Origin of the sequence: Campylobacter concisus (genome assembly GCF_050447485.1) — a bacterium.
In the GTDB taxonomy this organism is placed as follows: domain Bacteria; phylum Campylobacterota; class Campylobacteria; order Campylobacterales; family Campylobacteraceae; genus Campylobacter_A; species Campylobacter_A concisus_BQ.
Map to the genome: position 1 here is coordinate 1,337,262 of NZ_JALMFY010000001.1, position 14,824 is coordinate 1,352,085.

At 40.0% G+C, this 14,824-nt stretch carries 17 protein-coding genes and 1 other RNA gene; 11 read left to right on the forward strand and 7 right to left on the reverse strand.

The features are described from left to right. Position 1: 1 nt before the first annotated feature. Together queF and MTT29_RS06745 are read left to right on the forward strand one after the other, a co-directional pair. Positions 2-619, forward strand: coding sequence for a preQ(1) synthase (gene queF, locus MTT29_RS06740; protein WP_429800136.1), 618 nt, complete (start codon positions 2-4; stop codon positions 617-619). Beyond that, positions 619-1,854 (forward strand): HD domain-containing protein, encoded by a 1,236-nt coding sequence (locus MTT29_RS06745; RefSeq protein ID WP_429800137.1) that lies wholly within the window; start codon positions 619-621, stop codon positions 1,852-1,854. The genes queF and MTT29_RS06745 overlap by 1 nt, the downstream gene beginning before the upstream one ends. On the opposite strand, the gene ffs is transcribed toward MTT29_RS06745, so the two are convergent. Next, positions 1,841-1,938, reverse strand: an RNA gene (gene ffs, locus MTT29_RS06750) — signal recognition particle sRNA small type. The genes MTT29_RS06745 and ffs overlap by 14 nt on opposite strands. A 113-nt stretch (positions 1,939-2,051) precedes the next feature. Between ffs and MTT29_RS06755 the strand changes: the two genes are divergently transcribed. Then, positions 2,052-2,486 (forward strand): hypothetical protein, encoded by a 435-nt coding sequence (locus tag MTT29_RS06755; RefSeq protein ID WP_103636045.1) that lies wholly within the window; start codon positions 2,052-2,054, stop codon positions 2,484-2,486. A 242-nt stretch (positions 2,487-2,728) separates the two neighbouring features. Beyond that, the gene (locus MTT29_RS06760) at positions 2,729-2,860 is read left to right on the forward strand and encodes a hypothetical protein (protein ID WP_429800138.1); all 132 of its coding nucleotides are present in this window, start codon (positions 2,729-2,731) and stop codon (positions 2,858-2,860) included. A gap of 2 nt (positions 2,861-2,862) precedes the next feature. On the opposite strand, the gene MTT29_RS06765 is transcribed toward MTT29_RS06760, so the two are convergent. From MTT29_RS06765 to purM, 3 genes are read right to left on the reverse strand one after another with little or no spacing between them, the layout of a single operon-like run. Further along, a complete protein-coding gene (locus MTT29_RS06765) occupies positions 2,863-3,282 on the reverse strand; it encodes an RDD family protein (protein WP_429800139.1) in 420 nt (139 codons plus the stop codon). Between the two features lies 1 nt (position 3,283). Beyond that, the gene (locus MTT29_RS06770; protein WP_429800140.1) at positions 3,284-3,574 is read right to left on the reverse strand and encodes a hypothetical protein; all 291 of its coding nucleotides are present in this window, start codon (positions 3,572-3,574) and stop codon (positions 3,284-3,286) included. Next, entirely contained in the window at positions 3,574-4,557 is a 984-nt protein-coding gene (gene purM, locus MTT29_RS06775) for a phosphoribosylformylglycinamidine cyclo-ligase (protein ID WP_148784815.1), read from the reverse strand. The genes MTT29_RS06770 and purM overlap by 1 nt, the downstream gene beginning before the upstream one ends. Positions 4,558-4,636: 79 nt before the next feature. Here purM and coaE point away from each other — a divergent pair, with 79 nt between their 5' ends. Beyond that, positions 4,637-5,239: a dephospho-CoA kinase gene (gene coaE, locus MTT29_RS06780; protein WP_103606062.1), complete on the forward strand. Its 603-nt coding sequence runs from the start codon at positions 4,637-4,639 to the stop codon at positions 5,237-5,239. Here coaE and MTT29_RS06785 read toward each other — a convergent pair. Further along, positions 5,229-5,849, reverse strand: a complete 621-nt coding sequence (locus MTT29_RS06785) for a DNA alkylation repair protein (RefSeq protein WP_103606061.1) — start codon at positions 5,847-5,849, stop codon at positions 5,229-5,231. The two genes, coaE and MTT29_RS06785, sit on opposite strands and share 11 nt — an antisense overlap. 75 nt (positions 5,850-5,924) lie before the next feature. Here MTT29_RS06785 and dapF point away from each other — a divergent pair, with 75 nt between their 5' ends. Further along, a complete protein-coding gene (dapF, locus tag MTT29_RS06790) occupies positions 5,925-6,668 on the forward strand; it encodes a diaminopimelate epimerase (RefSeq protein ID WP_103606060.1) in 744 nt (247 codons plus the stop codon). 127 nt (positions 6,669-6,795) lie between these two features. Here dapF and rplT read toward each other — a convergent pair whose 3' ends face one another. Together rplT and rpmI are read right to left on the reverse strand one after the other, a co-directional pair. Beyond that, on the reverse strand, positions 6,796-7,152 hold the full coding sequence (gene rplT, locus MTT29_RS06795; protein WP_004317321.1) for a 50S ribosomal protein L20: 357 nt from the start codon (positions 7,150-7,152) through the stop codon (positions 6,796-6,798). A 100-nt stretch (positions 7,153-7,252) separates the two neighbouring features. Further along, positions 7,253-7,444, reverse strand: a complete 192-nt coding sequence (gene rpmI, locus MTT29_RS06800) for a 50S ribosomal protein L35 (protein WP_021090212.1) — start codon at positions 7,442-7,444, stop codon at positions 7,253-7,255. A gap of 201 nt (positions 7,445-7,645) precedes the next feature. Between rpmI and MTT29_RS06805 the strand changes: the two genes are divergently transcribed. The 5 genes from MTT29_RS06805 (at position 7,646) to MTT29_RS06825 (ending at position 14,821) form a co-directional block, all read left to right on the forward strand. Further along, the gene (locus MTT29_RS06805) at positions 7,646-9,142 is read left to right on the forward strand and encodes a C69 family dipeptidase (protein ID WP_103578705.1); all 1,497 of its coding nucleotides are present in this window, start codon (positions 7,646-7,648) and stop codon (positions 9,140-9,142) included. 526 nt (positions 9,143-9,668) lie between these two features. After that, positions 9,669-11,942 (forward strand): 5-methyltetrahydropteroyltriglutamate--homocysteine S-methyltransferase, encoded by a 2,274-nt coding sequence (gene metE, locus MTT29_RS06810; RefSeq protein WP_429800141.1) that lies wholly within the window; start codon positions 9,669-9,671, stop codon positions 11,940-11,942. Between the two features lie 25 nt (positions 11,943-11,967). Next, positions 11,968-12,426, forward strand: a complete 459-nt coding sequence (locus MTT29_RS06815) for a hypothetical protein (protein WP_148822924.1) — start codon at positions 11,968-11,970, stop codon at positions 12,424-12,426. Between the two features lie 4 nt (positions 12,427-12,430). Then, positions 12,431-13,315: a methylenetetrahydrofolate reductase gene (locus MTT29_RS06820; protein WP_149706485.1), complete on the forward strand. Its 885-nt coding sequence runs from the start codon at positions 12,431-12,433 to the stop codon at positions 13,313-13,315. Positions 13,316-13,450: 135 nt separating this feature from the next. After that, positions 13,451-14,821, forward strand: a complete 1,371-nt coding sequence (locus MTT29_RS06825) for a mannose-1-phosphate guanylyltransferase/mannose-6-phosphate isomerase (protein ID WP_429800142.1) — start codon at positions 13,451-13,453, stop codon at positions 14,819-14,821. Positions 14,822-14,824: the final 3 nt, after the last annotated feature.

Below are 14,824 nucleotides of genomic sequence, written 5' to 3' on the forward strand. Positions count from 1 at the left end.
AATGAGCGAAGAGATGAAGTATGGCGAGAAAATTTTAAAAGAATTTGACGTAGAGAGTGACCTTGAGGTCTGGGAAAATAAGCAAACAAGGGACTATGTCATAAAGATCACTCTGCCTGAGTTTTGCTGCCTTTGCCCTCGCTCTGGTTATCCTGACTTTGCAACCATATACCTTGAGTACATCCCAAATAAACTAGTTGTCGAGCTAAAAGCGATAAAGCTTTATATAAATAGCTTTATGAACCGCAACATCAGCCACGAAGATAGTATAAATGAAATTTACTCTGTTTTAGAGAAAAAACTTGAGCCTAAATTTATGAAGATAGTTGGTGACTTTAACCCACGTGGAAATGTCCATACGGTTATCGAGATCAGCTCTGATCTAGTGGTAAAAAAGCCAGCTGAAGAGAAAGAATACGCTCCAAGAAGTAGGGAGAGAAGCTTTAACGACAAGCCGCGCGAGAGACGTAGCACAAGTGATCGTGCTAGTAGCAGAGGTAGCAGAGATGATAAATTTAAAAAAGATGACAAGCCAAGAAGAAGCTCAAACAAAGAGGGCTTTAGAAAGATAAGCTACGCCGATGATAAGAAGCCAAAAGTAGTCAAAAAGGATAAATAATGATAAGTGCTAAGCTTATAGAACATATCTTTAAAGCAGCATCTATATCACGTTGGAACGACTATCCAAAGATGACAAATTTAGTCGAGCTTGACAAACAGGCTCATAAATTTATCATCGCTTATTTTATAGCAAAACAAGAGCAAAATGCCGATATGAACTACATCATCGAGGCTGGAATTTTTGAGTTTTTAAGCAGGGTCGTAGTCACAGACATACGCCCTGACGTCTTTCACCACATCCAAAAGACAAAAAAAGAGCAGATAAATAGCTGGGTTTTAAGTAACCTTGAGACACTCATCTCAGATATCGAGGGCGGCGAGTTTTTGGAGAGATTTAAAAACCACTATAAAAACGACAAAACTCACGAAAAAGAGCGCCTCATCTTAAAAGCAGCCAGCTATCTTGCCACGAGGTGGGAATTTTCTATCGTCTATCAAACGAGCCAGTTTTTAAGTGATATCGACGAGCTTAAGGCGAAGGTTGAGGAGGAGATGGAAGATTATTACGAGTTAATTGGCGTTAGAAAGATCGCTATGAACCAAAAATTAGCCCGTCTTGTTGATCTAAGTGGCAGGCTAAGGTTTCAAAAGCGCTGGGCACAAACGCCTCGCATCCCTGAAACTGCGGTCTTAGGACATATGCTAGTTGTTGCGATACTTAGCTATTTTTACTCACTAAAAGCAAAAGCTTGCAAAAAGCGCTTGGAAAATAACTTCTTTTGTGCACTATTTCACGACCTACCAGAGAGCCTTACAAGAGATATCATAAGCCCTGTAAAATACGGTGTAAAGGGGCTAAATGAGATCATCAGCGAGTATGAGATGAGGCTTATTGATGAGAGGATTTTGCCATTTGTGCCTGAAAAGATCAAAGATGAGTTTAGCTACATCCTTGGTATCAGAAAAGATGGCGAGAAATTTATCAAAGATGAGTTTGAAAATAGGACATTCGAGCGCAAGATCATCTGCCACGAAGGGACTATGGAGAACGTAAATAAGGATAAATTTAACCCAATAGACGGCAAAGCACTAAAATACTGCGACAAGCTCTCAGCCTACATCGAAGCTGGAATTTCCATAAGCTACGGTGTCAAGTCTAAAGAGCTAACTGACGGCTTTAATAATATGTATAAATTTTTTAGCGAAAAACCTAAGATCGACGGAGTGGATTTTTTAGAAATTTGCGATGATTTTAATGAGCATTTTGGTTTAGAAAGACCCCCTCTCAGATGACTGCGGCACACACTTAATACAAGTGCTCTGCTGTGTTCCCACCCTGAAGCGGTGCTCATAAAAAGCATTGCACAGGTCTAAGAAGGAGCTTCGCAATCATACAAAAACTATACTTAAATTTAGTTTTATAGTTACATTTTTAAAAATTTAGCTTTAAGAGTATATAATCTCACATAAATTTCACCAAAAGTAGGGCAATGCCAGGAAAGATCAAGCTTCGTTTTTTATCGGCTTTTAGGGATTTTTTCATCTATCACCACAAGTCTTTAGAGTTTCGTGCCAAAATTTTTGCTGCGATTATCTCGGCTAAATTTGATCCAGATGAGGATGATTTTTCCATTTTAAATGACATCGTAAATGAAATTTATGAAAACGATCAAACTAGAAAAGACTTCTTAATCCAAACCGTTAGAGAGTACGTGGCAAGGGTCAAAAGAAGCGACAGGATCACGCTTGACACGCTTCTTTTAAGCATAGATAAAGATATGAAAGATCACAAAAGATATGCTAAAAAGATAGACTTTTCGCACCTTCGCCGCTTAATGAGTGGCTGCGAGGAGGAAATTTTAGTGCAACAAAGGGTCTATGAGTTTTTGATAAACGAAGTCAAACTATACTCGCAAAGCGCTTAAATTTCACTCTAAATTTAATCAAAATTTTTCGTGGCTTGTAGTTAAATTTATTCATTTTTGACCTTGATTTTTCTCTATTTGTCTCGTTAGTTTAAGCGATTTATGACCAAAAATTTGAAAAAAACACTTCATAAGCTAAATTTACATTGATAAATGTTAATTATTTTGTGATAAAGCTGTTGCCAAGATAAAAAATTAAGAGCATAGATTAGCCCGTTTTGTAGCTTCTTAGTGATGCTTGCTTGCTACCCTACAAAGGGCAAGAGCCTAAAGTAAGCATAGGGCTTTTTAAAGAATATATCTGCTCCATTATAAAAGAGAGTATCGACACAAAGCTAGGCAAAAACCGCCTACTTTGGCACGGAGTGAAGTAAATTTAAGCTGCTTTTTGTACGGCGGCTGAGTGAGTGATGATGTCGTGTAAATTTAGCTTGTCTTTTCTAAAAAAGCAAAGGCAAAGTCCAAGTATGCTAAAGCCGGCAAATGCAAAGCAAATTTGGCGCAAGATCGCGTGAAAAAGGCTTAGTTTTTTGCCAGTTTGTAAATTTATGAGATAAATTTCTTGCGCTTTGTAGCCTGGAGTTTGCGCCTTTATGCTAAAAAATAGGCACATTATAAATGATATGATGCTATTTACCACAAAGATGGCAAGCTGGTTGTTTAAAAATTCCTCTTTACCGCCAAGAACGAGATATGTGCTGATGTAAAATACTGGCATACCGATGATGAAAAGATCGATGATAAAGGCCTTTACTCTAGCCCAGATAGGTGCGATTTTCGCCTTTTGTTTTGCCAAGTTATTTTCCTGTATTTATGTAGATACGGCTAAATTTCTCCCAATCATATAGGTAGATAAGGCAGTCGATCACCTCGCAGCACTCATCGTAAAGATCGCCGTCCTCGCCGTTGTCTTGCATGATAGGTAGCATGCCTGATCCTCGCCAGACCTCGCACCAATACTCATAAAAATAAAGCTTTTTGATATCGCTCTCTAGCACGCCAAACATGCCTAAAAACTGATAGACACTAAGGTCAAAAAAACTCTTATTTTCAGTTTTTTGCAGGCGTTTTACACTATTTGTGTGCATCAAACTAGCTCAACGCCTTTTCCGCTTACCACTTCGCCGATCACGTAGCCATCGCTATTTGCTAGCACAGCATCAACGTTTTCTTTAGGCACGACAAGGATCATACCAACGCCCATGTTAAATGTCCTCATCATCTCGCTATCTTCTACTTTTTGAGCTAGGATTTTAAAAATTTCAGGCGTTTTTATAGCGCTTTTTTGCACCTTCGCGCCAAGTCTGGCAGGGAAGACGCGAGGTAAGTTTTCAACTATGCCACCACCCGTTATATGCGCCATCGCTGTGATCTTATCTTTTAGGTTTAAAAAGTCGCTCACGTAAATTCTAGTTGGTTCAAGAAGCACGTCGATTAGCTTGCGTTCACCCACTTTTTCATCAAATTTTAGCCCGAGTTCGCTTACCACTTTTCTTGCAAGCGAAAAGCCATTTGAGTGCAGACCGCTACTTGGAAGTGCGACTAAAACGTCGCCAGATTTTACAAATTTACTCCTATCTATCTCGTCAGCCTCAGCGATACCCACGGCAAATCCAGCAAGGTCAAAGTCACCCTTTTCATACATCGACGGCATCTCGGCTGTCTCACCGCCGATCAGCGCGCACTGCGCCTTTTTGCAGCCATTTGCGATGCTTTTTACCACCTCTTTGGCGCTTTCTATCTCAAGCTTTGCAGTCGCGTAGTAGTCGAGGAAAAAGAGTGGTGTGGCGAAGTTGCAGATGAGGTCATTTACGCACATTGCGACTAGATCCTCGCCAACGCCCTCAAATTTCTTAGCGTCGATAGCTAGGCGAAGCTTCGTGCCAACGCCGTCGGTCGCGCCTAAAATGGCTGGATTTTTATATCCGCTTGGCAGTCTGACCGCACCTGAAAATGATCCGATGCCGCCTATGACGTTTGGTGTTTGCGTAGATTTTACAAAAGGCTTGATCGCCTCAACAAAGCTATTTCCAGCATCTATATCGACTCCGGCATCTTTATAACTTATCATTTTCACCCTTTTGGTTATTTTTTAAAACTTTAGCCAAAAGTTGCTAAAATTGTTATCAATTTTCAAAAATGGAGCGAGTTTGCAGAAATTTCCAAACGCCTACGTCATCACAGGCTCGATCGCTAGCGGCAAAAGCACGGTTGTAAATTTACTAAAAGAGCGAGGTTTTAGCGTGATAGATGCGGACCTCATCGCGCACGAACAGCTTGAAATTTGCAAGCAAGAGATAATAGAAGCTTTTGGCGAGCAAATTTTAGATGAGACTGGCAAGATAGATCGCAAAAAACTGGGCGCCATCGTCTTTAACGAGCCAAAAAAGCTTAAAAATTTAGAGCAAATTTTACATCCAAAGATAAAAGCTGAAATTTTTTTCAAAGCCTCGCAGCTTGAGCGCTTGAGGGAGATTTATTTTGTCGATATCCCTTTGTTTTTTGAAAAAAAGGAGCGTTACGCTGAGTTTAAAAATGTAGCCGTGATCTACGCTCCAAAAGAGCTTTTGCTAAGCCGTCTAATGAGCCGAAATGGACTAAGCTTAAATGAGGCAAAAGCTAGAGTAGAGCTTCAGATGGATATCGAGCAAAAGAGAGAAATGGCAAAATTTGTTATCGATAATAGCAGCGACATGGAGCATTTAAAGCTTGAGCTAGAGAAATTTCTAAAGCAAATTTGCGCTATTTCTTGATAAATTTACTAGCAAATTTATATGTTTGCAAGCTCTCTTTACTACCCAAATCCCAGCTATAAAGTTCGGCTTTTACTAAATTTGGAAATTTCTTACTTATATCCTTTATTGCATTGCCAACTGACTTTCTAAGATACTCGCTCTCGTCTTCTTTTAGGCTAGAAAGCCGTCTAATCGCCTCATCTGGGTTATCTTTAAAATAGGGCCTGTTTGTCCATATCCTAAGCCCCTCTGTTACGGCTCTTTTTGCATTTGCGTTGCCATTTTTTAGCCACTCATCGATCGTTAAAAGTGCCTGTTCGTAGCCAATTTTCTTGCAAAACTCGTCAAACGCCTTTGCCAGCACCTCTTGAACCCTCCAGTTTTCATCTTTTGAGACTTCATCTCTCATAAACGCCAAAATTTCTTCACTATCTGATAGGTGTCCAAAGAGAAAAACCGCATACATCCGCACTTGATAGACATTCGAGCCGTATGCTAGGTATGCAAGCTCTTTGCAGCGCTCTGCTCCCTTTGCTTTATAGTCAGCCAAAGCCCTTCTTTCTTGCTCTTTAAAGCCATTTTCTATCAAAGAAAACTCTTTTTCTAAATTTAAGATGTAGCTCTTCAAGGTGGCTCCTTTAAATTTATTAAAAACTCTTACCTAAATTTTAGTAAAATCAAGCAAAAAATAAAAGGATGGCTCATGCAAGTCTCAAAATACAACGCTAGCGGCAACGATTTTGTCATATTTCACACATTTTTGAGCAAAGATAGAAGCGAGCTTGCAAGGCAAATTTGCAGCCGAACAAACGGCGTGGGAGCTGACGGGCTCATCGTGCTTTTGCCTTACGAAAAGGGCGTGAAATGGGAGTTTTACAACAGCGACGGAAGCTACGCTGCGATGTGTGGCAACGGCTCTCGCGCGGCTGCTAGATATGCCTATCTAAACGGCCTTGTTAGTTCAAGCGAATTTGCTCTGCTAACTGGCAGCGGCGAGGTGATGGCAAGCGTGAAAGATGAGTGCGTCGAGGTCGTGCTAACAAGTCCAAAGATTTTAAGCGAGTCACTAAATGAAAACGGCAAAACTTGGTATTTTTACGATACTGGCGTGCCTCATCTTGTAAATTTCACACAAAATTTAGATGAATTTGACGTCAAAGAGTGCAGGGCGCTTCGCCAAAAATACAATGCAAATGTAAATTTAGCCAAATTTGATGGCGGCGTTTTAAAGGTGAGAACCTACGAAAGGGGCGTGGAGGACGAGACGCTAGCTTGTGGCACTGGCATGGCGGCTTGCTTTTATGGTGCTACTTTAAATTTAAACGCAGCGCAATGTCTAAAAGTCTATCCAAAAAGCGGCGAAGAGCTTGGCCTTAGGCTTGAAAACGGCAAAATTTTATTTAGTGGAGCGGTGAAACACTGCTTTGATACGAGTATCGAAATTTAGCTATTTTGGCTGCTAGTAGTTTGTAAGAGTCACGGGTAGTAAATTAAAACAAAGAGTTTTATAGAGTTTTTGTTATTAAAATTTAAAGTGTATAAAAAAAGATCTCCGCCGAAGCGGAGAAAAGGTGTTATTTCAAAGCATCTTTTGCTTGTTTTGCAAGTGCCGCAAATGCCTTCGCGTCATTCATAGCTAGATCAGCTAAAATTTTTCTATCAAGTTCGATCTTAGCTTTATTTAAGCCGTTGATAAATCTTGAATAGCTAATGTCGTTTAGTCTGCAAGCTGCGTTGATACGAACGATCCATAAACGTCTGAAATCACGTTTTTTCTGGCGTCTGTCGCGATATGCATAAACTAAACTTCTCTCTAGTTGCTCTTTAGCTTTTCTAAAGTGTTTATGTCTAGCACTGAAAAAGCCACGTGCTAGCTTTAAAACTTTCTTATGGCGTCTTCTTCTAACTACGCCTGTTTTTACTCTTGCCATATTTATCCTTTTACAAATTGGCGCTCACGAAGTGAGTCTTGCCCCTAAATTTGGGGGAGTTTGAATGACTTTTTTGTCAAAAACTTAAATCTACGCTGCTTTATACGCCGAGCATTTTGCGAACGGCTGAGACGTTTGTGCTATCCACGTAGTGTGGGCCACGAAGGTCTCTCATACGCTTAGTAGGTTTTTTTGTTAAGATGTGGCTTCTAAAAGCAGAGCCTCTTTTTATCTTATTTTTACCTACTTTAAAGCGCTTAGCAGCACCGCGAACGGTTTTCATCTTTGGCATGCTAATCCTTTTTGAAATTTTATACGCAAGTGCGTAAGATTTGGATTATAGCGAAAAATCCTTTAGAAAATTTAAATTTCACTTAGACAAAATTTGCAATAAATTTACATTAAACTTAAAAAAATTTTAAAATTTATAATTAAATTATTAAATTTGACATATAATCACATATAAGAAATTTATTTTACTAAAGGAGTAAAAATGAAAGGGAAAATTCTTGCATCAATCGTCGCTATGAGTGCGATTTTAGGCACAAGTAGCTTGGCATGCACTACCATTTTAGTAGGAGATAAAGCTTCAAACGACGGCTCTATGCTAGTGGCTAGAAGCGCTGATAGCAAGGCTATAAAGGCTCAAGTCTTTTTGATACATCCAGCTACGAAAAATCAAACTGGCATGCACAGCTCAAAGGCACATGACGGCGCAAATGACTTTACATATCCACTCCCAAAAGATGGCATGAGATACACAACTATCGCAAACTCACACACAAAACTTCACGGAGCAGTCGGCTACAACGAGGCTGGCGTTGGACTAAGCGGCACTGAGACCATCTACGCAAAAGATGAGCTTTTAAAAGTTGATCCATACAACGAAGAGACTGGCATCACAGAAGATGACATCCCAGACGTGCTTTTGCCACGCATTAAAAGCGCAAAAGAGGGCGTTAAACTTCTTGGCGAGATAGTGGAGACAAAAGGCGCTGGCGAGGGCTTTGGCGTGGTATTTGTCGATGCAAACGAGCTTTGGTACTTTGAGACAGGTACAGGCCATAAATGGATCGCTTCAAAGATCCCACAAGATGAGTATTTCGTCACTGCAAACCAAGGCAGACTTCACGCTTATAAAGAGAACGATCCAAATTTCATGGGAGCAAAAGATGTCATAAAATTTGCGATCGATAACAAGACTTATGACCCTGCAAAAGACGGAGAATTTAACTTTACAAAGGCCTATACAAGGGATGATGAGAGAGATGTGACTTACAACTACCCACGTGTTTGCTGGGTTCAAAGCATGTTTAACCCAAGCTTAAAACAAGACTTTGCTGACGGTCAAAAATTCCCAGTATTTTTAAAACCAGAGAAAAAACTAAGTGTTGAAGATCTAAAAGCTGCGATGAGAGCCCACTACAACGGCACACCATTTGATAACTACGCTAGTAAAGATGAAGATAAGAAAAACATCTACCGCGCTATAAGCGTCTTTAGAACATACGAGTCTCACGTCATGCAGGTGCGCCCATGGCTACCAAAAGAGATCGGCCGTGTGACCTACGTCGCTCTTGGCATGGCTGATCTTAGCGTTTATTTGCCGTATTACGAGGGGCTTGATGGCTTTATAAAAGGCTACTCTGATGGCTCATACGACGCTGATGATACTTCGATTTACTGGGTTTATAGAAAGCTTCAAACCCTTGTGATGACTGACTATGAGAAGTATTCGCCAGTGGTAAAAGAGGCCTATGCTAAATTTGAAAAAGAGTTGGCGGTAAAACAGGCTAAATTTGAAGATGAGTACGTAAAGCTTTATAAAAAAGATAAGAAAAAAGCGGACAAACTCTTAAATGAATTTAGCCAAAAGACTATGCAAGAGGCTAAAGATCTAACGCAGGAGCTTACAAACAAAGTCTTTACTATGCTTACAGCTGATATGGATGCTAAGCTAAAATCTCTAAATAAAGGCAAAAAAGACTAAAAGTTTTGGGCGTGAAATTTAGTAGCGCCCAAATTTAAACAAAAATTTGGCAAAGAGCGTTTATAATGCGGCAAAAATTCACTACAAAGGAAAAACGCTGATGCCTTGTCCCATGCGTAAAGCTCATTAATCTCGGCAAAAAACATATCAGCGATTTTCAAAAAACACGCAAATTTTTAAATGATTTTACTTTTTTTCACATTGAGATAAATCCATTTTTGCTAGCAGGTCCGCTGCATTGTAACTGCATTTTTAATAGCAAAGCTAAGCAATGCCTGAAATTTGGCAAGGATCTTTTTAGTAGGGTTTTTTATAAATTTTACTTTAGTTTAAGAAAAAGCGGGTGTCATCCACCGGTGGTGTGACCCAGACTTGTGTGCAGCACAACAACATTGAACGTGCTGGGGGTTTGGGTCGCAGGGATATACCTGCATAAAAATATTCAAGGTTGCTGTGCATGGCACAGTTTTATAGTAGTCCGCAGAGCGAATTTTCGTCTGCAAATTTAAATTTAAAAAGGATAAAAATGATAAAAAGTTATGTTTTAGGTTTTCCAAGAATCGGAGAGAAAAGAGAGTTAAAGCGCGCATTAGAGGGCTTTTGGGCTGGTAAAGAGGGCTTTAGCGAAGAAAATTTGCAAAAGACTGCAAAGACGCTTCGCCAAAGACACTGGAAATACCAACAAGACGCTGGCATTTCAGCTATTAGCGTTAATGATTTTTCATTTTACGACCTAATGCTTGATAACATCATCGCTTTTGGCGCTACACCTCCAAGATTTGCAAATTTAAGCGGCTTGGAGCAATATTTTGCTTGCTCAAGAGGCAACAAAAATGGCGTTGCGATGGAGATGACAAAGTGGTTTAACACAAACTACCACTACATAGTGCCAGAGCTTAGCAGTGAGAGTAAATTTAGCCTAAAAGCGGACAAAATTTTAAATGAATACAAAGAGGCGAAGGCTAACGGCGTAAAAGGCAAGGTAAATTTGATCGGCCCTATCACGTTCTTGGCTCTTTCAAAGACGACTGACGGCAGCTGCCCATTTAAGCACCTTGACGCACTTGTAGGCGAGTACAAAAAACTACTTGAGCAAATTTCTAAGCTTGATGATGAAATTTTAGTGCAGTTTGACGAGCCGATCTTTGTAACAGACAAAAACGAAAGCGACCTTTTGCCACTTATCACAAAGGTTTATAACGAGCTAACAGGCGTTGCAAATAACATCAAGATCGTATTTGCGACATATTTTGAGCATGCTATCAAGGCAGTTAGCGAAGTGGCTAAAACTAAAATTTATGGCATCGCACTTGACTTCATCCACGGCAAGAGAAATTTCGAAGCACTTGAGACTATCAAAAACAGCCATTTAACGCTATTTGCTGGCGTGATCGACGGCAGAAATATCTGGAAAAGCAACATCGATGATAAGGTAAAACTTGTTCGTGAAATTTCAGAGAAAATAGGCGGCAAAGACTTTTACATCGGCACTTCATGCTCACTTCTTCACGTGCCATACACCCTAAAATATGAAGAGAATTTAAACCCTGAGATCAAAAGCTGGTTAAGCTTTGCGGTTGAGAAGCTTGATGAGATCAAGATCATCACAAAACTAGCAAATGGCGAGAAGCTAAATGAGAGCGAAACAAAAATTTACGAAGAGAACAAAAATGCAGTTAAAACTCGCGCTACTTCAAAGCTCATCCACTCTGAAAGCGTCCAAAACCGCGTTAAAAATTTAAGCAAATTTGAGCGTGATGAGAAATTTGAAGACCGCATCAAAATCCAACGCGAAACGCTAAAATACGGCATATTGCCTACAACAACGATAGGCAGCTTCCCTCAAACGGTTGATCTTCGCGTACTTCGCCAAAATTTCAAAAAAGGCGAGATCGACGCGGCCGCTTATGAAGCAGGCATCAAAAAATATATCGATCACTGCGTGAAATTTCAAGAAGATATCGGCCTAGACGTGCTAGTACACGGCGAGCCAGAGAGAAACGACATGGTTGAATACTTTGGCGAGCAGATCAGCGGATACGCATTTAGCCAAAATGGCTGGGTACAAAGCTACGGCAGCCGCTGCGTTAAGCCACCACTTCTCTTTGGTGACGTAAGCCGCCCAGAGCCGATGACTGTTAAGTGGATGAAATATGCTCAAAGTATCACAAAACACGTAATGAAGGGCATGCTAACAGGTCCTGTGACTATGCTAAACTGGAGCTTTGTGCGTGACGATCTGCCAAGAAGCGAGGTAGCAAAACAGCTCGCACTTTGTATCTATGACGAGATCGCAGACCTTCAAAATGCGGGCATCAGAGTGATCCAAGTCGATGAGGCAGCGTTTAAAGAGGGCTATCCGCTAAGAGCTGAAAATATCCCAGCTTATGAGAAATTTGCGGTTGATTGTTTCAAGCTTTCAGTAAGCTCAGCAGAGGAAAAAACTCAGATACACACGCATATGTGCTACTCTGAATTTAATGACATCATCAAGACTATCGAGGCAATGGACGCTGATGTTATCAGTATCGAGACTGCAAGAAGTGGCAACGAGCTACTTAAAATTTTCAAAGCCGTTGGCTACAAACAAGAGGTCGGACCTGGCGTTTACGACATCCACAGCCCACGCGTGCCAAGTGTCGAGGAGATCGTCGCTCAGATCAAAGCTCTGCTTGAGGTTTTACCAAAAGAGCAACTCTGGATCAACCCAGACTGTGGCCTAAAAACTAGAAAATGGGAAGAGGTCGAGCCAAGCCTTAAAAACATGGTAGAAGCCGTCAAGATCGTAAGAGGTCTATAAAATTTAATTAAAAAGGATTTGAAAAATGAAAAGGATTTTTCTATTTGTAATATTAGTTATATTTGCGTCCGGATGTAGTTCTGGACGCCACTCTATACCACTCAACAAAGGTGCGTACAAACAAACAAATATCTATAGTATCAGCGAGGCTTTAAATTTAGAAGCTGCCAAAAAAGAGCTAGAAGGCTTTGAAAATGTGAGGCTTGAGTTTGGCTCAAACGACCAAAATAAAAGCGTAATAAAGGCAAATGTAAAGGTTCAAAGATTTATCACTGATAGCGGAGATATAAAGGGCTATTGCCAAGAGGCTTTTGTCGCCGTCATGAAAAGATATATGATAGCTGCTAAAAAGCAAAATGCCGACGTGGCAAATATCGTAAGTTTTTGGCGAGCCGACGCGAAATATCTAAAAGACGAGTTTGTCTGCATGTCGTCAAGAAATTCTGTTGGTGTGGTGATGAGGGCTGATCTAGTTCAAAAGTGAGAAAATGCTAAAAGAGAAAATTTTAAATAAAGAAAAAGGGCTCGTGCTATATGGCCTCACGCCGCCAAAGGCTGAATTTGAAGAGTCAAAGCTACGTGAGATCTCAGAGCGCTGGAGCGGGCGGATAAATGATATCAAGGCCGATGGGCTTGTGCTTTACGAGGTGCAAGACGAGAGTGAGCGAAATGATAGCGAGAGGACATTTGAGTTTAGCGGGACGTTAAGCCCAGAAATTTACTACAAAAGGTACCTAAACGTCGCAACACCTAGCATATTTTACCGCGTGGCTAGCGGATACGGTGAGGATGAATTTCGCGCAGCACTTAAAGCTCAAAGCTCAAATTTAAACGTTCTAGTGGGGGCAACTTCAAGCACGCAAAAAGTAAGGCTAAATTTAGCTCGCGCCTATGAGATCGCTAGCGAATTTAAAGAGTTAGCAGTAGGCGGCGTCTGTATCGCAGAGCGTCACGGCAAAAAGGGCAATGAGCCACAAAGGATGCGTGAAAAGATCGCAGCTGGGGCTAAATTTTTCATATCGCAAGCGATATTTGACGCACAGCTAGCGCGTAAATTTTTAGAGGATTGCGCGACTGCAAAGATAAGCGAGCCGATATTTCTTACATTTAGCACAGCGGGCAATGCAAAAACGCTTGAATTTATCAAATGGCTCGGAGTGAGCGTACCAAGCTCGGTTGAGGAGAGGCTAAATTTAAGCTCTGACTACCTAGCTAGTAGCTGCGAGATCATCAAAGAAATTTGGTGCGAGCTAAAGAAATTTGGCGATGAAAATGGGCTAAATTTAAGCATAAATATAGAAAGCGTCATGGCAAAACGCGCCGAGATCGAAGCGAGCCTGGAGCTAACAAAAAGCATAAGAGAGTTGGTGTAACGCCAGCTCTTGCTATAAAAATTTTTAAACTTCTAGCTATATAATCCATATTTAAAGCATTTTTATTAGATTCTTAGTCTATTTTTGCTTTAATTAAAAAGAATTTTTAAAACTAATTTAAAGTAGAAATAATTTATGACTAATATATTATTATGTGGTGGTTCTGGTACGAGACTATGGCCTATTAGCAGGACTTTGATGCCAAAACAATTTATTAAATTATTTGATGATAGGTCTCTTTTTCAGCTAACAGCACTGCGAAACAGTGAAATTTGCGATAGGACATTTGTTGTAACAAATATTGATCATTACTACTTAGCAATGGATCAGATAGAAAATTTAAATATCACAAATTTTAAATATCTGCTCGAGCCAGTTGGTAGAAATACTGCTCCAGCGATCACTCTAGCTTGCCTCGCAATTGATCCAAATGAAGTGGTTTTAGTAACGCCATCTGATCATTTGATAAAAGATGTTAAAGAGTATCAAGAGAGTGTAAAAGTAGCAAAAGAGCTGGCAGAGCAAAATTTCTTGGTTACTTTTGGCATAAAACCAAGTTCGCCTGAGACTGGATTTGGCTATATTGAGAGTTTTAGCGGTGATGTAAAGGCTTTTTATGAAAAGCCAGACTATGAAAGGGCAGTGAAATTTCTAAAAGATCAGAATTTCTATTGGAATTCAGGTATGTTTGTCTTTAAGGCAGGTATTTTCTTGGATCAGATGAAAATTTTTGCCCCTGAGATACTTGAAGCATGTAAGTTAGCTTTCAATAACGCAAAAAAAGATGAATTTGATATTAAAATAGACGCTACCGATATGCAAAATATCCCACAAAACAGCATAGATTATGCTGTGATGGAAAAATCAGATATCGTAAAAATGGTAACTTTAGATACGCCTTGGAGCGATCTTGGAAGTTTTGATAGTTTGGATGAGCAGCTACCAAAAGATGCCAATGGTAATACAATAAATAGCGACCTGATGCAGATAAATTCTCACAATAACCTAGTCCTATCTAGCGGTAAAAAAATAGCCTTGATAGATGTTGATGATCTAACTATAGTTGATACAAAAGATGCTCTTTTAATATCTAAAAAGTCATCTAGTCAAAAAGTAAAAAATATTGTAGAAATTTTAAAAGAGGAGACCTCTGAGCTTTGCAATGCTCATATTACTACAAATAGGCCTTGGGGGAACTACACTGTTCTTGAAAATCAAGATGGCTATAAGATAAAAATAATAGAGGTAAAGCCCGGTAAAAGGCTATCTTTGCAAAAGCATTTTCATAGAAATGAGCACTGGATAGTACTATCTGGTAGTGCCACTGTGACGATAGGTGAGATAACTAGACTCGTTTGTCCTAACGAGTCGATCTATATAAAAATGGGTGAAATTCATAGGCTATCTAATGAGGGTAAGATCCCCGTGGTTTTAATAGAAGCTCAAGTCGGCGAATATACAGGTGAAGATGATATAATCCGCCTAGATGATGATTTTAAAAGGTGATTT